Source organism: Epilithonimonas mollis, from assembly GCF_900142325.1.
Taxonomy (GTDB): domain Bacteria; phylum Bacteroidota; class Bacteroidia; order Flavobacteriales; family Weeksellaceae; genus Epilithonimonas; species Epilithonimonas mollis.
Map to the genome: position 1 here is coordinate 142,397 of NZ_FRAM01000004.1, position 20,404 is coordinate 162,800.

A 20,404-nucleotide genomic window follows, 5' to 3' on the forward strand; every position below is an offset into this window, starting at 1 on the left:
GAAAAAAATTATTTCTTTTCAGGTGGAGGGTTATTCTTTTGCCAGTCCTGTACACCATCGAGCATATCGATAAAATGAATGATGGCATTTGCGTAGTACTTCACTAACGGAAGATTTTTTCTCAAGAAATTGAAAACGTCAAGTAACTTTTTCATCGCTTTTTAATTGTACTTAGGTTAATAATTATTTTTTAATAAACGTCCCGGCATAACCACCATTTTTAGCCCTTGGATTGATTACCATAGCCATACGGTCAATTACTACTTTGCCGGTCTTGGCTTCCATAGTTCCCCAATGAAAATTAGTCTCACCTGTCTGAACATTTACAAAGGTGCAAGCGACAGAACCAAACCAACCTTTATCAGATTCTTTTGAATCTTTTGTAGTGGTACATTTGATCGAAATAAGACCGTTTTTCGTAACCTTCCAGCCGGTTGTTAAATACATTTGGTCACCTTTTCCATTAACATAACGGGTGAATTTAGCACCAGAACGCTTTTTCTTTTGACCATAGCCACCGGAAGAATTTGAACGGTTGTAACCGTTACCTCTGTTTGAATTCCAATTTGAATTATTAGAATTATTATAATTTCTAAAACTTGACATAATATTTATTATTTAGAGGTTACCAAAATTTTAACTTTCTCTGTTTTTTACGATCTGCGACCATTTCGACATATAGAATAAAAGCGACGACAGCACCTAAAGCAACATGCCAGATAAGAATTTTTGAACCTGCGCTAATTGGTTTAAGGAAAAAAGCTTTTACTTTATCTACAATCGATGTTGTGGAACTGGTTGTAGTTGTTGTCGGAAGTTCCGGAGCAAGCGTAGTAGTGGTAGCTACTTTAATAGTTTGATCAACTGCGGCAGCTTTAGCTTGCTCACCGCGTGACATTAAATTTGTTGTTGACATTTATTTTCGTTTTTTATTTGTTAGCATAAATATAGCAGCCAATGCACCAAGACCGCCCAGGATATACATCATTTGGTTATTTTGTCCGTTTGAAACCCCAAATGTCCATCCGCCTATATTTCCATTGATATCAATTGGATCACCTGTTAAAGATGACGCCAATGAAGAAGGTACTGTAACCTGCTTTACAAAAACACCATTATTAAATTGTGTTAAGGTTTTTGTACCGTCACCGTTTTCGGTTTCTACTGTTTCCCATCCTACACCAGTAGTAGGCGTAATATCCGGTTGTGTTGTACCACTTCCTGTATTTCCTGTATTGGTATTAACCGGAGGATTTGTAGGAGGATTTGTTACCGGAGGATTGTAAGGGGGATTTGTTGGAGAATTTGTTGTAGTCGAAGGTGATACGCCTTGTTTTCTACTCAATAATCGAGTACATGTTACTGTATATCCGTTAATATTCTTTTGATATGTAGGACCCAAGTTATATACACCCCAAACCGCTTGCCTAGTAGCTTTTGCAAGCTCTATCAATTTACCTTGCAACTCTTTCGAGCACGGATTAACTAATTTTGGCATATCCACGTTAACCCACCTGTATAGATAATACTCTATATCATCCATTGCGCCCTGAATAGCAGAAATATTGCTTTGACCATCGGCAGCAACCGTGTTAATCAAACCGGCGTAAGCATTTTCCCAGGCATTATAATCCGCGTTTGTTACAGCCTGATTTCCAAGGCATCTTAAACCATTTAAAATACCACCTAAGAGAGAACCGAGACCGGGAAAAATTGTATTTGCAAGTCCGGAAAGGGAAGAACTAATAGTACTTTGACCGCCTGTTGTGGAAGTACCGCCACCTGTTAAAACATCACCAAAACCCATATTTTTTTTAAATTTTAGTGATTAATATTCTAGCAAATAAAATGTACTTTCTTCGGAAAAAGTATAAGTTGTATTAGGAATAAGACCTAAAACAGAAACACCATAAACAGCATACATTTGAGCAGTAACTAATTGCGGTATTCTTACAGATTTTCCAAGATGATTATAACGAACATCCGGCAAAGCACCAGCAGGAAAAACAACCTGATTATAAAACTGAGAATCAAACTCAACACCAGAACTTTCCTTTACAAAAAATGGAGAGGAACCAACATGAGCAGAAACAACAGTATCATAAGTAATAACAGTAGCAACAGCAACAGTAATAGTTATTTGGATATACGAATCGTCATTGAGGTCCAAATTTCCAGTTAAAGAAAAAGGAATAAAAGCATTTTGCTCAGAAGAAAGAGAAAGATAATCCATTTTATCTTGAGTAACCTTTTGTAACAAACTTCCAGAAAGATTATACAATACTTTATCAGGAAGATCAGTTGAAATAAGTTTTACTTGAACATTTGATAATGTTTTGTACGCCTTATTTAAAATAACACCCATAGACCTAGTTTTTACGTCTATAACATGAGATAAAGCATTACCTGCAAACGTGCCACGCATTGAGTTTTCAGTTTGCACATCCATTAAAACGACATTTTGTGGAATCATAATTTTATTATTTGTTTAATTAAATGACAAAGATTAGACATAAAAAAAAAGGCTTGAACGTTTTGATACGTTTTGAGCCTTTTTGAGTCTTTTTGATACTTTTTTAATCGAGACAATAATATCTGATGTAATAGTACATAGTAACTTTTTTTATATTATAAGTTTCTTTTATAGACTTATAAATTCGCTTTGCAGTTGATAAACTTACTTCTGACAAAGATTGAATATCTTTTGCTGTTATTATCTTTACTTTGAAAGATTCATCTATTGTAAATGATTGATTTTTCATAGTTATTTTACATAAATTTCTATTTTACCGTACTTTCTGAATTTAATAGTAGTTTTATCTGTCTTCATATTTTCAGCGCTTTTTAATACTATTTCTGCGTTTTTCCATGTAATATATTTATAAAGTTGACGAGCACCAACTAAAAAACGATCTGAGTTAATAATATCAAACTCACAGTCAATTTGAAAAGCTATAAAAGAATTTGGACTAAAAACAAAACGAAAGTTTTTGTTATACCAGGTTATATTATTTTTCATGATGAAAAATTTAATTCTCTGATAAACTGGTAGCCAAAATGATTTCTTAAAATCATTAAATCTTTGTCTTTCTCGAAATCATAATCAGTAGGGATTATGATAACTTTCTTATACGGATTATAAGATATGTTACGCTTTTCCAACAATTTGTAAATGTTGTGGAGTTCTTTTTTACCATAGGTAATAATCTGATCTGATTTTTCCATTATCATAGATTTGTAATTGTATAAAAATTCATACTGGCGTTGATGCCATTTTTTAAACATGGATTGTAACTTTATTGAACATTTTTTTAAACATTCTTTTACATTGCCCACATACACAGATACAAAATCCGGAAGTTTCTCGGATTTGTATTCTTTCATTTGGGTTCGGAGTTCCTCAATGTGTGCTTGATCTGATTCAACAAAGTCGATATATTTAAGCTTCAAAACCGCTTTTGAGCATCCCCAAACTTTTCCAATCACAGGACGGCGGTATTTTTCTGAATCAGGGATATTCCTTAACTGATCTTTTGTGTAGTGTTTATACTTATCTCTTAAAGGTTCCTTTGTTAAGTATTTTGTAACATAAGCACCCAAGTCACGGAGATTCTTTACAGAATGAATATGAGCAGAATTATATGAGCGTTCGAAGCCTAGTTTTTCTAAATGGTTATTCCAGACCCTTTTTAAAACGTTTTTATTGATGAAACTGTCAAATAAAATATGAAAATGTATTACACCATTTTCGGTTGTTTCAGCACGCCAAATATAATTTTCAATGGACAATGCATGATCTTTTGTCTGATGTTTTGTAACAGGACAGATTATGTAATTCTTTACCCGTTTCAGATCGTCAATGAATTTTACTAGTTGCGAAATAACTTTCTTATCAGACACATGTTGGTTCTGTGTTGGTAACGTAAGAAGAGCAAATGTGACTGATCGTTGATTAAAACCACTTTGAGGCTTAAACTGTGATAATAATGATTGTATAAAAACGTTTGTGATTTCGGATATCTTTGACGCTTGCTGTTTTGACAGTTTTGTTTTAAGCGGTTTTTGAGTTGTTTGCTCATAAGCCATTTTATAGGTACTGACGTAGGAGTTAATACATTCAATTTCACTTTGATTTCTAAGTTTTTGAAGCATTTTGTTTTCATCTGTTTTCAAATTTTGTTTTAAATTATTTAATGATTTTTCGTTATACTTTTTTCTGGAGAATCGTGTATAATACACGATTGAACGTTTTTTTACTTTTGCGACTGATTCTACCATTTTTCTACCTGATTAATTTTTTCCGATTGCACCGATTCTTTAGGCAAGTACATACTTGAGAATTCTGGAAAGATTGGGGATATGAGTTTTTTTTTAGTTACCGTATTGAAGAATTTCAACAGGAGAATTTTGATTTTTATCCCACCAATTAGAAATATAGCGTCGTCCTGAGTTGGTACTCTGATAATGTATAGACGAGTCTGAAAAACGACCTATACAAACATACATTTGATCACGTCCTTTGAATTGAAAATAATCACCGTATTCTAATGATTTAAGAGCGCATGTTTGAAGAACTTTCATTTTATAACTAATTAGTTTTTAGGTTAGAAAATAAAGGTTGTAATTCTGTTTGATAACCAATAGGGGTTAGGAATTGACCACAAATAGAGTAGAAGTAAAGAGTACTAGTGTTAAGTTCTAAAACAGGATATATCATACCTGTTTTTAACTTGTTTGGGACTGTAATACCATGCGAAATGAAACGCACATCCGAAATAGCGTAGTTGTAAAGCATTATTTTATAAGTGTTAAAGATTGATTTCTGTAGAAATATTCAGCATTATCAGTAGTGTGATAAAAAGCATTAGAAAGCTTTTGCATTATAGCATAGTATGCTAATACACAGTTTTTATTTTTCTTATTAAGAATCTCGCAATTATCGAGAATTAAACCGATTAAATGAGTGAATTTGAAATAAACATTTGAAAGCTTTGTTTTATCAGTTTGATAAAATTTTAATTCTTTGATATAATCAAAAATTCTTTTGGAATTTTCATGATATTGATTATAAAGATCAGAATTAGATTTTGATAATGGTTTAATATGGAAACTATATGTATTTATAGTTTGGTGAGTCATCTCGCAGATTGCGAGAGTTTCAGAAAAGAATTGAGAAAGTTTACCTATAAAATCAAAACACTCACGTTTAGAGGTAAACTGTATAGATTTTCCTATACAAAATAGTAATGAATACTTTTTCTTATCATGAATTATTTTAAAATTCTCTGAAAGATCAACAGGCTGAATTTGGTACATGTAATTAAAGTTTTTTATTAAAAATAAAAACTCGTTTACAAAGAACACAAATGTCCTATAATTTATATTATGTTAAATTAGGTGTTTTAATCAATTGATTTATTGTAGATTACTCATTGAATTAATTACGTTTAGTTAAAAGCATTTTAAATATTTATTCAAAGCTGAAATCCATTAAAGCGTCCAGTTTAGGAAATTTTTTAACCGATACAAATCTTTTATCGCTACAGTCAATTTCTGTCCAGCCTTTTTTATGATTAAGATCACCGACTTCAACAACAATTGGTTGATAAGTAAGATTTTTATTTTCGTCAAGAATTTCTCTGTATTGAACTGCAATATCAAGTATGCATTCAAAGTCTGTGTTAAGTTTTACATTTCTGTAAATCAAATCAAAGTGAGATTCTTTGTTCTGGGGAATATCGAGATATGTTTCGTAGCTGTAGGTATCGCCTTTTAAAACTGACATCGCTTTCAAAGCAAAATATAAAGCCTGTGTATAAAATTCTCTTGTTTTTTCTCTCGCTATATCATTTTCATAAAACCCACCTTCAAATAAAACAGACGGAATCCCGGCTTTCATAAAATTATCCCCCGTAGAAGTCGGATAAAATTCATCGGTGTATTTTGCAATTCTTTGCGGAAGGATTTGTTTCATATGCAAATATATCCCGGCAATTACAGCCATGCTTTTCTTTCTGTTTTCTGTAATTTCTCTTTCTGTACTTTCTGATGGAGCCAGGAAAGATAACGTTGCAGGATGAACGCCATCAGTAGTAAAAATAGTTCTCTGATCATGCAGATTCAGCAGATAGCTGTAATTGCCATTGAATACAATTGATTTAAGGATTTTCATTTCTGTACTGGAACTTCTGAGAAAATCACGGTTGATATCGATATCAAAAGCATTTCGCCTGGTCCATTGTTCGGAACCGTCAGGATTAAGCATAAAAATAAAATCCAGCTGAATAGAATTAAACAATTTGTCTTTCAGCTCCGGATGTTTTTCAAATATAACCAGCAGATCGAGCATGGCAAGTGTCGCAGTTGATTCATTCCCATGCATCTGGGACCAGGCTGCGATTTTTGTTGGTCCGGTTCCCAGTGTCATCATGTAGATCGGCTTTCCAAGACTTGATTTACCTACCTCTTTTATATAATCGCTGAAATTGGTCTGTAGGTAAGAAAATAATTTTTCAGGCAAAATATAGCGGTCTGGGAAGTTTACATTTTTAAAATATGGGAAACTGAAATTCATTTTTATATGAGTTGATTTGCAACAAAAATAACATTTAATGTCAAATATCCATTGTTACATTTGTAAAATTATCAAACAGTAACAAATGTCAATCTGTCTGTTGATTATTTTGTGGAATGAATTATTTTTAAATCAAACAGTTAATTAATTAAATATCAATTAATTATGACTTTTAAATAAAGTTAATTTTTAAATTTGCTTTAAGTGTATATTATAGGTTAATCAACAATTTGTTTATCGATCGGTTAAACATAATTGTAGCTGTTTTTAATAGTTATTTACAAATGTAAAACCACTTATATCACAATTAATTCCCTATTTTTGCTATTATTTTAAACAATGAGCAACGAGTTACTATTCCTTTCAGGATTTATTCTTTTTATCGTTATTATCCTTTTGTTGGATCTTGGTTTATTCAGTAAAAAAGATGCGCCCGTCTCGCTGAAGCAAGCCGGACTGATGAGTTTCTTTATAGTATTACTATCTATGGGGTTTTATATCCTACTCACCTATTATGGCCATCATATTCATAATATAGATACCGTAGACCGCCTTCAGGAAATAGTCGCTAAGCATAAACATCCTATCCAGGTGAATCCTGACAATCTAGAACACTCCATCATGTTATATGATAAAAACCTTGGATTGGAGTTCCTGACTGGTTATCTTGTAGAATATGCCCTTTCTGTCGATAATATCTTCGTAATCTTATTGGTTTTCAGCGGATTTGGCGTCGCACCAAGAAATTATCACAGAGTTTTATTTTGGGGAATTTTCGGTGCCATAGTAATGCGTTTTCTGTTTATATTTATAGGTGCTGCATTGATACAGAAATTCGAATGGATTATGTATGTTTTTGGTGCTTTCCTTATATATACAGGAATAAAGATGTTTATTGACAGGAACAAGGATGAGGAAATTGATCCGCAACATCATCCAATTGTTAAGTTTGCGCAAAAGCATTTCAAAGTTCACAACCAGTTCGTCGGAAATAAGTTCTTTGTGGTAGTGGACGGAATAAAGAAAATGACACCGCTTTTTCTTGTTTTGATTATAGTAGAAGCCACGGATCTGATATTCGCAGTAGACAGTATTCCTGCTATTTTTTCTATTACTAAAGATCCTTATATTGTTTTCTTTTCCAATATTTTTGCAATTATAGGTCTGCGATCTATGTTCTTTTTACTGGCAGGAATTGTGGATAAATTCAGATTCCTGAAAATTGGTCTGGCAGCACTCCTCGCATTTATCGGTTTGAAAATGGTATTTCATCATTACCTGGAAGCTATTGGCTTTGGAACCTCTGAATCTCTGATTGTTATTATGTCAATACTACTAATAAGTATCGGAACTTCCCTACTCTTTCCAGAAAAAAAGGCAAAAAAAGCTTAGGATTCTTTCATAATTAAATATTATAAACCGCTAAATAAAGCGGTTTTTTTGTGTTTTATTAAATATTGAATAAAATGAATAGTCAGCAAAATAAACAATTGCTGATAACTTCTTTTTGAGCAATTTATTCACATTAAATATGTAACTTACTGAATAAGTTATGTTTATAAAACAAATATGTCATTTAGAGTTCATTTACAAAAGTAAATATCGAAGGGTTACAAATGTAACTCACGTTGTGTTTTTTATTATTACATTTGTAATATGGAATTTAATGACAGAATTACAAAAGTTATCGAATATTCGGAGTTTTCTCCTGCTGAGTTTGCTGAGGAAATTGGTGTACAGCGTTCCAGCATATCTCACATTTTATCCGGCAGAAATAGACCTTCCCTTGATTTCATCACTAAAATCAAATCGAAATTTCCGGATATTGAATGGAACTGGCTAATCACTGGCACAGGCGAAATGTTGCAAAACAAAGAATTAGTAGAAGAAAGAGAAATTACTGAAACGGAAGAAAAAAAGTCGGTCAAAAAAAGCTTGCCGGATTTGTTCTCTCTTATCAATGATGATCAATTCGGTCATTCCGAAACAGATAATAAATTAGAAAAGGAAACAGCGCGAGAATCAGTTATTCCAGTACAATCAACAGAGGAAAATAAAATAAACAATTCTCAGCCATTAGAGAATTTTTCAAAAAGACAAGATTCTTTCTCAAAAAAAATACGCAGAATTGTGTTTTTCTTTGACGACGGAACTTTTGAGACCTACGAAAATTGATTACTTTTGACAATAATTTTCATAGGCCTCATAGTTCAACGGATAGAATAGAAGTTTCCTAAACTTTAGATCCAGGTTCGATTCCTGGTGAGGCTACAAATTTATTTGATATATTTTGCAACTTTGCGTTCAAGATCATCCAGATCAAAAGGTTTTGCAACATAGTCATCTGCTTTTGCACTTGCTGCCAAAGCTTCAATATCGTTATTTGCGGTAACATAGATCACCGGGATGTTGCGGAACTCTTCTTTACTTTTTAGAAGCTTAGTTGCTTCTATACCTCCGATATTTGGAATCCAATTGTCCATCAGGATAATATCCGGATGGAATTCTGAGACTTTTTCCAGAATATTGTGCGAGGTTTGTGAGATGTCAACCTCATAGCCACCATCTTCGAAGATAATTGATATAAGCTCCAGCAAAGTGGTGTCATCATCAAAAATTAATATTTTTTTCTTGTCCATATATATTTAATTAAGTCTATTTCTTTCCTATTTATTTAGTTGGTTGATATGTTGGTACAGATTTTCCGGAGTGATAAGCAAATCATAATCGACCTGTTCTACAGCTTGTCTCGGCATATAATCAACTTCTGCTGTTTCAGGATCCTGGATCCAGACTTGTCCACCATTTTTCTTTATAAATTGTAAACTATCGATGCCGTCAGCATTTGCTCCGGAAAGTAAGATTGCTAAAACATTTTTCTGATAAACTTCTGATGCTGATGAAAACGCAATATCAATAGAAGGCCGGGAAAAATGATACTTCTCCGATCGGTCAAGAGAAACATTCACTTTGGAATCAAATAAAAGATGGTAATCCGCCGGTGCAATGTAGATTATATTATTTTCGATTTCGGTCTTGTCTTCTATTTCGATAACTTTCTTTGTAGAGAATTGCTGCAGTAGCGTCTGCAGAATACTTATTGACTGTGCCTTTCGGTGAACAACAAGAACGATTGGGAAATCAAGTTCCGCATCGAGATGTCGTACAAGTTCCAAAATAACCTGTAAACTCCCTGCAGATCCTCCAATAATCACCAATTCTGTACTGTTGTTATCCATATCAATTATGTGCCGCTTTTTTCCAGATTTTTTGATCTGTTACCTGCTGATAATGTTTACCAAGATTTGAAAACCTTAGTGTTTCTTTGGAACCCAAACCCAGAAATCCAAGATTTTCCAGACTGTCGTCAAATAATTGAAAAACTCTTTCCTGCAAAGCTTTATCAAAATAAATCAGTACATTCCGGCAGATTATCAGCTGGAAACTATTGAAAGAACTGTCGGATACCAGATTATGTGTAGAAAGGATCAATTTTTCTTTCAGATTTGTATCGAATTTTGCACTGTCATAATTGGCCGTATAATAATCCGAAAAATCCTGTTTGCCGCCGGACTGAATATAATTTTCTGAATAAACCTTCATCTGGCTAATTGGGAAAATCCCAGCACGGGCGGTTTCCAAAACGGATGGATTGATATCCGTGGCATAGATCAGAGATTTTTGGTATAATCCGGCCTCTTTCAGCATTATTGCCATGGAATAAGCTTCCTCGCCAGTAGAACAGCCCGCCACCCAAACCCTTATCAAAGGATACGTTCCCAATTGTGGAAGTATGTTTTCTCTTAGTGCTTTGAAGAAAAAAGGATCACGAAACATCTCAGTAACATTCACTGTAACTTCTTCTATGAATCGTTTGAGATAGTCCGGATCATTGATTAAAGTGTATCGCAGTTCCGCAAAACTTGCAAATTTATCGATCAGACAGATTCGGTTTACCCGTCTTTTAAATGAAGCACGACTGTACATAGAGAAATCATATCCATACAATTCATAAACATCTCTGATCAGATACTCTACTTCTTCATCTTTTATAATACCCGACTCTAACATCATGATAATTTTTCAATTAAACTTATTAAAACATCTACGTTGATTGGTTTGGTTACATAGTCATCTGCACCGGCATTCAGGCATTTTTCACGGTCTTCGGGCATGGCTTGTGCTGTTACTGCTAGAACTGTACTATTCTTTATTGATTCCGTTTCTCTTATGATTTTAATTGTTTGGTAACCATCCATATCCGGCATCATCATATCCATCAGGACCACTTTTATGTCTTCATTATTTTTTAATACCGAAATAGCTTCCTTGCCGGAAACAGAACTTTCTACCGGATAACCTTTCGACTTCAGTGTAAGTTTCAGCGCAAATATGTTCCTCGGATCGTCATCCACGATCAGTATTTTCTTTTTCATATTAACTTTCATATAACCAGACGCGTAATAGTGACAAAAGCTGGTCGATATCCACAGGTTTGGAAATATAATCAGACGCACCTGCTGTTATGCATTTTTCACGGTCTCCCATCATAGATTTTGCCGTGACAGCAATGATCGGTAATTTTTTGTATTTTGGCATTTTCCTGATTTCGCGGATCGTCTCGTAACCGTCCATTTCCGGCATCATCATATCCATTAGAACCACATCTATTTCCGGATTTTTATTGATCTGTTCCAGAGCCTGCTTTCCATCCATTGCGAGGATGACTTCAACTTTATATTTTTCCAATGCTTTTGTCAATGAGAAAATATTTCGGGCATCATCATCAGTAATTAAGATCTTTTTTCCGCTCAGAACTTCCGTCAGAGAGCCAAGTGTTTTACTTTTTGTTTCTTCGGAGTTATTTTTTTCTTCCACAAGGTGCAGGAAAAGCCCAACTTCATCCAGAATTCTCTGATAAGAATGAGCTGTTTTTACAACTATAGAATCTGCATATTGCTTGATCTTCAGTTCTTCTGAAGTGGACAAGCTGTGTTCCGTAAAGATAATGATAGGAAGATTTTCCAAACCTTCATTGCTTTTGATGGATTCCACGATTTCAAATTCTTTCCCCCGGAAAGCACCGATGTCAAGGATCACACAATCCACTTTGTCAGAATATAAGGCCTGAACACTGTCCTCAACGTTATTCTCCACCGAAAGTGCAATATCATAATTGCTTAAAAAGTAAGACAAAGCCGATGCATGTCTAGCATTTTCTTCCACAATCAGAACTTTCTGAGATGATTTTCTGATGGTTTCCTCGATCTTTCTGAATACATTATTGATCTCATCCAGTGCAACCGGTTTATTAATAAAATCGACTGCACCCTTCATCAGACTTTCCTGTTTGGCGCGCATTGATGACATCATATGAACCGGAATATGTCTTGTAGCCGATGTGGATTTGAGTTCATCCATGACTTGCCATCCATCCTTTACAGGCAGCTGAATATCCAGCAACACGGCAGAAGGATGATATTGCAAAGCTGCAGACAGAGCAAGATCACCTCTCACAACCACGACACCTTTATAATCCTGAAGGCGTGCATATTTCAAAAGAGCTTTGGCAAAATTAGTATCATCTTCTACAATAAGAATCACCTTATCATTATCATTGATAGAATCCCTGTCATCATCTACATCATCAGGAATCTCCAAAACAGTTAATGGTGAAACTTTATCCGACAAAAGATTCTGGATAATTTCTGTATCATCTTTGATGATCTCAACCAGATCCTTATCTGTTTCTATGACTTCGTTTTCATCTTTTTTGAATGATGGAATGATCAGACAAAACTCGCTGCCTTCATCAACCTTGCTGGTAAGCGTCAGTTCACCGCCAAGTAATCTTGCAATTTCCCGGCTGATTGATAATCCCAATCCTGTACCGCCAAATTTCCTTCTTGTAGACCCGTCAGCCTGTTGGAACGCTTCGAAAATTACGCTCTGTTTATCGCTTGGGATTCCTATTCCTGTATCTTTTACTGAGAAAACAATAAAGTCTTTTTTCTTAGCATCATTTTTAATGCTTAGAGTGATGTCTCCTTCCGAAGTGAACTTGATCGCATTGGACAAAAGGTTTCTCAAAACCTGATCCAGTCGCAGCCTGTCAGTTTCTATATTAGCTTTGACATCTTCATCAATACTAATTATAAACTGAAGTTCTTTCTGCTTGATCACAGGATCGAAAAGATTTTTCAGGTCTTTTACAACGTTGCTCAACAAAATGTTCTGATGTTCCAGAGTCATCTTTCCGGATTCTATCTTGGCAAGATCCAGAATCTCATCAATTAAAGTCAGTAAACTGGTTCCGGAACTCTGAATAACTTTTGCCGATTCTATCTGGTCTTCATTGAGATTCTCATCGGGATTCTCTGCCATCAGTCTTGAAAGCAACAATATGGAATTAAGTGGTGTCCGCAACTCATGCGACATATTCGCCAGGAATTCTGATTTATATTTTGTGCTTAATGCGAGTTCCTCGACTTTCCTTTGTATCTCTGCATTGCGTTCGGCAATCAGTATATTTTTCTCTTCCAGCAATTTGGATCGTTCCTCTAATTCAGAATTGGTCTGCATGAGTTCTTCCTGCTGGACTTTTAGCTCTTCTTCGGAAGCTTGAAGCTTTTGTGTCTGTGCTTCCAGCTCGGTATTCAGGTTTTCCAATTCTGAATGCTGTACCTGCAATTCTTCAGCCTGAGTCTGGGTTTCTTCCAATAGACGCTGCTCCTGTTCTCTCCCTTTTGCCGCGCCTAGTGCGACCGCTATATTACGGCAACCTTCCGTAAAATAATCAATTTTATCTTCACTGAAATCTTCTATAGAAGTCAACTCAACAACCCCGTAATTCTGATCTCCAAAAATGATCGGAAGCAATAAAATACTATTAACTTTAACCTTGCTGCTGGCAAAAGAAACTGCAAAATCAGTATCGTTGATATTATTAAATACTTTAATTTTCTTTTCTATATAAACCTGGCCCACCATTCCTTCGCCTGGCTCGAAGCTCTTTTTCATGCGATCTTCCAGTCCGTAAGCTGCATTCAGTTTCAATCTTCCGTCATCGTTCAGGTACAAAGCACCGTTGATGCAGTTTCCATAATCTATAAAATGATTAAGAGATTCGTTGCTGACTTCCTTAACCGATTTATTGCCTACAAGGGATTCATTAAGCAAAACAAGTCCGGACTGTCGCCATTCGCTGCTGTTAATCTTATCAAATGATTTCTTAAGAGAATCCGTCATATGGTTGAGAGATTCCACTAGATCGCCCAGATCATCCTGAGAATTATCTACTGCCTTTTGGCTGTAATCACCGTTGGCTACTCTGTTTGCAATTTCTTTGATAGCATTCACACGACGGCTGATCTCTAGGTCTTTTGCCGTAAGTTCTTTCTCCAGCTTATCCCTTCTGATAAGATCAGCACGCATTTTTCTGTAAAAAAATATGGTAACAATAATTGCTGCTATGGCAGAGAACATGATGAAAAGAACAGTAGTACTGGAAGAACTTATAAGATCTTTGTTTTTGATATCAAGAAGTTTCTCTTCATGCTTTACAAAATCATTAACAATTTTTCTGCAGTTATCCATATAGACTTTGCTCATCTGGATCTGCTCCTGGGTCATTGGAACTCCTCTATGTCTGTTATCAACAAACTGCTTCAGATTGCTGAAATTATTTTTAATATTTTCTTCCAGCTCATCCAGCCGTTGCAGTTGTGATTTATCATTGATATCCAAAGATTTTGCTCTTTCAATTGCTTTTGGAAATTCTTCGACACTCCGGTTATAAGGCTCAAGAAAACTTTCCTTTCCGGTAAGCTGATAGCCTCTGTTACCTGTTTCAGCATCCAGAAGAGCTACCAGAACATCTTTCACCGCTGTTATAGATCTTCGGCTTACAGAGAGTTTTTCCCTGTTTTCCATTTGTTTCTGAATACTCAAGTAAGACGCAATAGAGCTGGCAATCAGTATCAGAAGAGATACGCCAACGCCAAACTGCAGATTTCTTATGATTTTCTTTGGCATAAAGGATTAATTTAATGGTAGTGTAAAATAAAAAGTGGAACCTTCTCCGACTTCGCTGGAAACACCAATGGTTCCGTGATGCTGTTTGATAATTTCTGAACAGATGTAGAGACCGATTCCCATTCCCTGGAATTGTAAAGAGGACTCTTCCACGCGGTAAAATTTATGAAAAACATATTCCTGCTTGAACGCCGGAATACCGATACCAAAATCCGTAACACTGATCCGTACTTCTTTTTCATCGCTGAAAGTCGTTACAATAATCTGATTATTGTTAGGAGAATATTTGATTGCATTACTCAGAAAATTAATGAGAACCTGCTCTATCCTTATCCTGTCAAAAGGAATCAGAAAATCTGGTTTCACACCATGACGTTCTATCTTCACATCAGATCCGTTGGTATGCAGAATGGTTTCAATGGCAATTTGGATGACTGATTCCAAATTTTCAGGTTTTTTATTGATTTTCAGTTTTCCGTTTTCAATTTTCGAGACATCCAGCAGATCTGTAATAAGGCTGTTAAGCTTTTCAATCTGATCCAGCGTTTTTTTCACATAAACCAATTCTGAGTTTTCCTCGTTTTGTTTTAGTTTCCTTTCCACCAGCTGTGTATAAGCTTTAATACTGGTAAGTGGCGTTTTCAGTTCGTGGCTGGCAATGCTTAGAAATTCATCTTTTTCCTTCTCGATTCTTTTCTGGTCATCGATATCCGTAAAAGTCCCGACCCAGTTTTTGATCGTCTCTCCTTCGTAAACAGGCGACATCCTCAGCAGGTGATATCTGTAAAGGCTTGTTTTGATGTTTTTTATTCTGATTTCAAGCTCAAGAGATTTACCTCTTTTTCTGCATTCTTCGAATTCTGTTCTGATATCCTTATCATCGGGATGTGTTTCCGGGAATTGCTGCTCAGATTCGGAATACTGATACCATTTACAATTCACAAAATCCACCTCCCCATTCTGATTGAGTGTAAATGCAATCTGTGGCAAAGCCTCAAGCATCAGATGAAAATGGTCGATTTGAGACTTCATAGTTGCTTGTGATTCCCGCCGCCCTTTGACCTCCATTTCCAGGTTCTGCTGCGTTTTCTTCAATGCCAAGCTGTTTTCCTGAAGATTGTAAAAAGTCCTGACCTTCAGCATCAGAATATCCGGATCGATGGGTTTTGTGACATAATCGATCCCGCCGGATTTATAGCCTTTGGTTATGAATCGTTTCTCCGTATTTACTGCAGAAAGAAAAAGAATAGGAATATCTTTGGTTTTGCTGTATCCGGACAATGTTTCCGCCACTTCAAAACCATCCATATCTGGCATCTGGACATCCAGAATGATGAGTGAATAACTATTTTTGAGTGCTTTTCCGAGTGCTTTGTCACCGGAATCGGCAGTATCAACTTGAAAATCGTTGGACTCTAACAGCTTTTTTAATGAATATATATTATTCTGGTTATCATCGACAATTAAGACCATAGATTTTTATACTATACTGATTGTTGTTTTTAAGATTCTTAAACTATCCAAAAATACTTACAATATTTTAATAATGCGATATTTTTAATGCTTAAACAAACGAATCAGATTATTTAATAACAATTAAAAAATAATTATGCATATTGTAAGAAAGTCTCAATTAGCAAAAACCATTCTAAACTTGTTATTTAGGTAAAAATAATTCGTTTCTGATAATATTTATAAACCTTAACTTTGCGGAAAATAATCTTTTGAAAGACCTTCTGCTCATCACGCCGCCTTTTACTCAGCTCAATACACCCTATCCTGCAACAGCTTATATCAAAGGTTTTCTGAACACAAAAAATATTTCCTGTTACCAGATTGATCTGGGGATAGAAGTGATCCTGGCGTTGTTTTCAAAAGAAGGACTGGAAAAGGTTTTCAATAAGCAATATGATCATATAAACAGTTCTGAAAATACTCAGCGGATTTTTGCGCTTCGGGAAGAATATATCAAGACAATCGATCAGGTTATCCTATTTTTACAGAATCAGAATCCGACGCTGGCAAGACAGATCTGTTCCATGAATTTCCTTCCGGAAGCGTCCCGCTTCAATCAATTGGATGATATGGAATTTGCTTTCGGGAATATGGGAATGCAGGACAAGGCCAAACATCTTGCAACGCTTTATCTGGAAGATCTATCGGATTATATTGTGGAAAATATCGATGCCGACTTTGGATTCAGCAGGTATGCCGAACGATTGGGTAAAAGTGCCAATTCTTTTGATGAATTATATTCTAAAATCAATGCCGAGGAAACTTTCATCGATCACATCACTTTAAAAATCCTAAAGGAAAAATTAGACATTGTCCAGCCAAAAATGGTTTGCTTTTCGGTGCCGTTTCCAGGTAATCTCTATTCAGCTTTCCGGTGTGCAAAGTATATAAAAGACCATTATCCTCAGATAAAAACAGCGATGGGCGGTGGTTTTCCCAACACCGAACTTCGGGATTTAAAAGATGCCCGGGTTTTTGAATTCTTTGATTTTATTACTCTCGATGACGGCGAATTACCTTTGGAATTAGTTACAGCTCATATCCTTGATAAACAAACTAATGATGACGCCGAATTCAAAAGAACTTTCCTGCTGGAAAATGGCGAAGTGACTTATAAAAATAATTCCAAAAGACACGACTACAAACAATCGGAAATCGGAACGCCGGATTATTCTGACCTGAAACTCCATCAATATATCTCCGTCATAGAAGTGGCCAACCCAATGCACAGCCTATGGAGTGACGGGCGCTGGAACAAGCTGACAATGGCGCACGGTTGCTATTGGGGCAAATGTACCTTCTGCGATATTTCCCTGGATTATATCAAAATCTATGAACCAATTTCTGCCAAAATTCTCGTGGACAGAATGGAAGAATTGATTCAGCAAACTGGAGAAACCGGCTTTCACTTTGTGGACGAAGCCGCACCGCCGGCTCTGACGCGGGAAGTCGCTCTTGAGATTCTTAGGAGAAATCTTGTTGTGACCTGGTGGACGAATATCCGTTTCGAGAAAAGCTTTACCCAGGATCTTTGTTTCCTGCTGAAACTTTCCGGCTGCATCGCCGTTTCCGGCGGACTGGAAGTTGCCAGTGACCGTCTTCTGAAACTCATTGATAAAGGCGTTTCTGTAGAACAGGTAGCGAGAGTTACTCGGCATTTTACCGAAGCCGGAATTATGGTTCACGCTTATCTGATGTACGGCTACCCGACTCAGACTGTTCAGGAAACGGTGGACTCGCTGGAGATGGTTCGCCAGCTTTTTGAGATGGGCGTTTTGCAAAGCGGCTTCTGGCACCAGTTTGCAATGACGGCGCACTCACCAGTAGGACAAAATCCACAGGAGTTTGGCGTGACGCCTGTTTTGCAGGACATTCAGTTTGCGAATAATGATGTGGATTTTATTGATAAAACCGGCATTGACCACGGAAAATTCGGGTTTGGTCTGAAGAAATCGCTTTTCAATTATATGCACGGGATCAACTTTGATCTACCGTTGCAGGAATGGTTTGATTTTAAAATCCCGAGAACAACCATTCATCCCGATTACATTCACGATTGTCTGGTGAATGAAGAAGAATTCAGCTTCAAAGCCAATTCTAAAGTGATTTTTACCGAAACCAATGCTTTGGCAAATCATATCATCAAAACCAAAAAAGGCAATTCGTGGAATGTAACACAGCTGACCTTTCATCTCAAAACCAATATTGTAAAAATTGAACTGGATCAGGCAAAAGCACAGTGGCTTCTTGAGATTATCAGCGCATACAGCATAGAAAATCCGAGGAAACTGACCCTTCAGCAACTTAAGGATCTGTACGAAAATAATTTTGAAGACTTTGAACTGTTCTGGTTTTCCAAACCGGTTCAGCAACTGAAAGAAAATGGTATTATTCTGAGTTTGTAAAATGCTTTTGCTTAGATTTAAAAGATTATTTCTCGCTGATCTTAGAGATTCAACAGATGGATTCGTCATTATAAACCTGCAAAATTTGTTTAATCTGCTGGAAAATATTAAAAACGCCATAATAAAGCCCAACGCAATTGATATTGATAATCGCTTTTCCTAAATCTTACTAAAGAAAAATCCCGAAAACAATTTCGGGATTATATTTATTTGATACCTAACAGTTCCACTTCAAAGATCAAAGTGCTGTTGGGGCCTATCTCTTTACTGATCTGTTCCTCGCCATACGCCAGATTGGTGGCAATGTCAGTTTCCATTTGCTGCCCACAGGCATCAACTGTAAACCTTCCGTCCAGCCGGAGATCACCCGGTTTAGCGGAAACGATGCCGGTTTGCCACGCTTCACCGAGCTGTCGAAGACTGCACCTGTGATCGTTGTGCCGTGGTAATGCACGGTTACCGTGTCTTTCGCTTTTGGTTTTGCGCCCTCGCCTTCCGTGATGATCTCATATTGTAATCCGCTTGGTAAGGTCACTACACCCTCTTTCGCAGCGTTGGCTTCCATATACGCTTTGCCGTCGTTCAGGTTTTTCTCTGCCAAGGCTTTTTTCTTTTTTAATAATAAATCTGCAACACCCATAAATAATCTTTTTGAGAACACAAAAATAAGGTTTTGAAAATAAAAAAGCGGTCAATCAAGACCGCTTAACTATTTACTGAGGAGGATTGTCATTTCCCGGATTGTCCGGCAGGTTAGAATTCTTCGCTGCTTTCACCAGTTCATTGATCTCCGCATAGAACAACTTCCAGTCGGCAACATCCTTCATGACTGTGATGAGGCCCAAAAGCGCCTTCAGGGATTTTTCCAGATCTTTCCGGATGGCAGATGCCGTTTTCTGATTTCTCAGGTCGGCATTGGCACCGGCCTGCACTGCGAAAATCTCTTCAAAAGCCGTTTGCTTCGTCTTCATATCTGTGAAAGCATCTTTGAGAGAAAGCGCTGTGATCTTCGCAGTATTCTCCGGTTTTTCCAGTTCCTCGATCAGCTTTTTCATCTGTGCAGTCTGGGATGAGTAACTCAATCTGTCCAGATCCAAGCCGTATTGGCTGAAGATCTGATACAATTCTTCCGCAGATTGAAAATTTGGTAAAGTGCTCATTTTCCTGTATCCATTCAGAAATATTTTCACGGTACTGAATGACAAATCTCTTTCTCTATCAGAAGTTGCAACATCATTTCCCATTCCGCTAAATGTCATTTTGGTGTAAACGGCATCATAATCGGCATATTTGGTTTTGAGTGCAGTAAGAAGAGGATGATTGTCGATAACAGGATATTTTCCTGGCTCAGAAGTGTTGATAATTCTTTGTGACAATGTGGCTAAGTCTTTTGTGCTCAGCCTTGATAATGCGATTTTCATAATCAAGTGTGTTTTTTTTTAGATTAAAATTATTTTAAATATTCTGAGGATGAAATTAGTATTTTTTTCATTACAACCAAACAATTTGTTTAAATATTCTGTTGATGTAATTATAATTCCCGCAATCTGTTAAAGCTTACCGTACTTCTACAGAGCTTTTCCACAAGTTGTTTGGAAATTCTGTAGATGTACGGTGAGTTCCTGCAAGTTGTTTGCACTTTATGTATTATAACAGATAGCTACCACAATCTGATCAGGCTTTCTGTTGGTTTGGGATTACAGAAGTTTTTAAAGTATTTATTTTCAGTAGAAGTACTGAATTTCCGGATTTCGAAAGTTTTTACTTTTGAATAAAAAATAACGTAAGAATTATTGATTATATAATACTCAAAAATCGCACATAAAATAATTATAGTAATTTTACTAAATCTATTAATATAAACATTACTTTTTTT

Annotated in this window: 19 protein-coding genes, 1 tRNA gene and 1 pseudogene; 4 read left to right on the forward strand and 17 right to left on the reverse strand. The window is 36.1% G+C overall.

Annotated features, from left to right (window positions below):
* Positions 1 to 8 precede the first annotated feature (8 nt).
* The 9 genes from BUA97_RS17180 to BUA97_RS14870 all read right to left on the reverse strand — a co-directional run bounded on the left by BUA97_RS17180 (position 9) and on the right by BUA97_RS14870 (position 6,574).
* On the reverse strand, positions 9 to 155 hold the full coding sequence (locus BUA97_RS17180; RefSeq protein WP_175546214.1) for a hypothetical protein: 147 nt from the start codon (positions 153 to 155) through the stop codon (positions 9 to 11).
* 28 nt (positions 156 to 183) lie between these two features.
* Positions 184 to 606: a hypothetical protein gene (locus BUA97_RS14835; protein WP_072999711.1), complete on the reverse strand. Its 423-nt coding sequence runs from the start codon at positions 604 to 606 to the stop codon at positions 184 to 186.
* 19 nt (positions 607 to 625) lie between these two features.
* Complete coding sequence (locus BUA97_RS14840; protein ID WP_072999713.1) at positions 626 to 916, reverse strand: hypothetical protein; 291 nt, start codon at positions 914 to 916, stop codon at positions 626 to 628.
* Positions 917 to 1,807 (reverse strand): hypothetical protein, encoded by an 891-nt coding sequence (locus BUA97_RS14845; RefSeq protein WP_072999716.1) that lies wholly within the window; start codon positions 1,805 to 1,807, stop codon positions 917 to 919.
* 21 nt (positions 1,808 to 1,828) lie between these two features.
* The gene (locus tag BUA97_RS14850; protein WP_072999720.1) at positions 1,829 to 2,473 is read right to left on the reverse strand and encodes a hypothetical protein; all 645 of its coding nucleotides are present in this window, start codon (positions 2,471 to 2,473) and stop codon (positions 1,829 to 1,831) included.
* Positions 2,474 to 2,764: 291 nt separating this feature from the next.
* Entirely contained in the window at positions 2,765 to 3,019 is a 255-nt protein-coding gene (locus tag BUA97_RS14855) for a hypothetical protein (RefSeq protein ID WP_072999723.1), read from the reverse strand.
* Complete coding sequence (locus BUA97_RS14860) at positions 3,016 to 4,278, reverse strand: rolling circle replication-associated protein (protein ID WP_139258347.1); 1,263 nt, start codon at positions 4,276 to 4,278, stop codon at positions 3,016 to 3,018. The genes BUA97_RS14855 and BUA97_RS14860 overlap by 4 nt, the downstream gene beginning before the upstream one ends.
* 516 nt (positions 4,279 to 4,794) lie before the next feature.
* Positions 4,795 to 5,316 carry a hypothetical protein gene (locus tag BUA97_RS14865; protein WP_072999729.1) on the reverse strand — a complete coding sequence of 174 codons (522 nt, stop codon included), beginning with the start codon at positions 5,314 to 5,316 and terminating at the stop codon, positions 4,795 to 4,797.
* Between the two features lie 154 nt (positions 5,317 to 5,470).
* Complete coding sequence (locus BUA97_RS14870; protein WP_072999731.1) at positions 5,471 to 6,574, reverse strand: M14 family zinc carboxypeptidase; 1,104 nt, start codon at positions 6,572 to 6,574, stop codon at positions 5,471 to 5,473.
* Between the two features lie 339 nt (positions 6,575 to 6,913).
* Between BUA97_RS14870 and BUA97_RS14875 the strand changes: the two genes are divergently transcribed.
* From BUA97_RS14875 to BUA97_RS14885, 3 genes are all read left to right on the forward strand, one after another.
* The gene (locus BUA97_RS14875; protein WP_072999733.1) at positions 6,914 to 7,966 is read left to right on the forward strand and encodes a TerC/Alx family metal homeostasis membrane protein; all 1,053 of its coding nucleotides are present in this window, start codon (positions 6,914 to 6,916) and stop codon (positions 7,964 to 7,966) included.
* 264 nt (positions 7,967 to 8,230) lie between these two features.
* The gene (locus tag BUA97_RS14880; protein ID WP_072999735.1) at positions 8,231 to 8,749 is read left to right on the forward strand and encodes a helix-turn-helix domain-containing protein; all 519 of its coding nucleotides are present in this window, start codon (positions 8,231 to 8,233) and stop codon (positions 8,747 to 8,749) included.
* A gap of 24 nt (positions 8,750 to 8,773) precedes the next feature.
* A tRNA-Arg gene (locus BUA97_RS14885) sits at positions 8,774 to 8,845 on the forward strand.
* 5 nt (positions 8,846 to 8,850) lie between these two features.
* Here the strand turns inward: BUA97_RS14885 and BUA97_RS14890 are convergent.
* From BUA97_RS14890 to BUA97_RS14915, 6 genes are read right to left on the reverse strand one after another with little or no spacing between them, the layout of a single operon-like run.
* On the reverse strand, positions 8,851 to 9,213 hold the full coding sequence (locus BUA97_RS14890; protein ID WP_072999737.1) for a response regulator: 363 nt from the start codon (positions 9,211 to 9,213) through the stop codon (positions 8,851 to 8,853).
* A gap of 27 nt (positions 9,214 to 9,240) precedes the next feature.
* Positions 9,241 to 9,813, reverse strand: a complete 573-nt coding sequence (locus tag BUA97_RS14895; protein WP_072999739.1) for a chemotaxis protein CheB — start codon at positions 9,811 to 9,813, stop codon at positions 9,241 to 9,243.
* A gap of 1 nt (position 9,814) precedes the next feature.
* Positions 9,815 to 10,648, reverse strand: coding sequence for a CheR family methyltransferase (locus BUA97_RS14900; protein WP_317041422.1), 834 nt, complete (start codon positions 10,646 to 10,648; stop codon positions 9,815 to 9,817).
* Entirely contained in the window at positions 10,645 to 11,010 is a 366-nt protein-coding gene (locus BUA97_RS14905; protein WP_073000102.1) for a response regulator, read from the reverse strand. Before BUA97_RS14905 ends, BUA97_RS14900 begins: the two co-directional genes overlap by 4 nt.
* A gap of 1 nt (position 11,011) precedes the next feature.
* Positions 11,012 to 14,608 carry a response regulator gene (locus BUA97_RS14910; RefSeq protein ID WP_072999743.1) on the reverse strand — a complete coding sequence of 1,199 codons (3,597 nt, stop codon included), beginning with the start codon at positions 14,606 to 14,608 and terminating at the stop codon, positions 11,012 to 11,014.
* Positions 14,609 to 14,614: 6 nt separating this feature from the next.
* The gene (locus BUA97_RS14915; protein WP_072999745.1) at positions 14,615 to 16,081 is read right to left on the reverse strand and encodes a hybrid sensor histidine kinase/response regulator; all 1,467 of its coding nucleotides are present in this window, start codon (positions 16,079 to 16,081) and stop codon (positions 14,615 to 14,617) included.
* A gap of 251 nt (positions 16,082 to 16,332) precedes the next feature.
* Here BUA97_RS14915 and BUA97_RS14920 point away from each other — a divergent pair, with 251 nt between their 5' ends.
* Entirely contained in the window at positions 16,333 to 18,528 is a 2,196-nt protein-coding gene (locus BUA97_RS14920; RefSeq protein ID WP_072999747.1) for a B12-binding domain-containing radical SAM protein, read from the forward strand.
* 206 nt (positions 18,529 to 18,734) lie between these two features.
* Here BUA97_RS14920 and BUA97_RS14925 read toward each other — a convergent pair.
* Positions 18,735 to 19,168: pseudogene (locus BUA97_RS14925) on the reverse strand (FKBP-type peptidyl-prolyl cis-trans isomerase).
* Positions 19,169 to 19,241: 73 nt separating this feature from the next.
* Positions 19,242 to 19,949, reverse strand: a complete 708-nt coding sequence (locus BUA97_RS14930) for a DUF6261 family protein (RefSeq protein ID WP_072999750.1) — start codon at positions 19,947 to 19,949, stop codon at positions 19,242 to 19,244.
* Between the last annotated feature and the right edge of the window lie 455 nt (positions 19,950 to 20,404).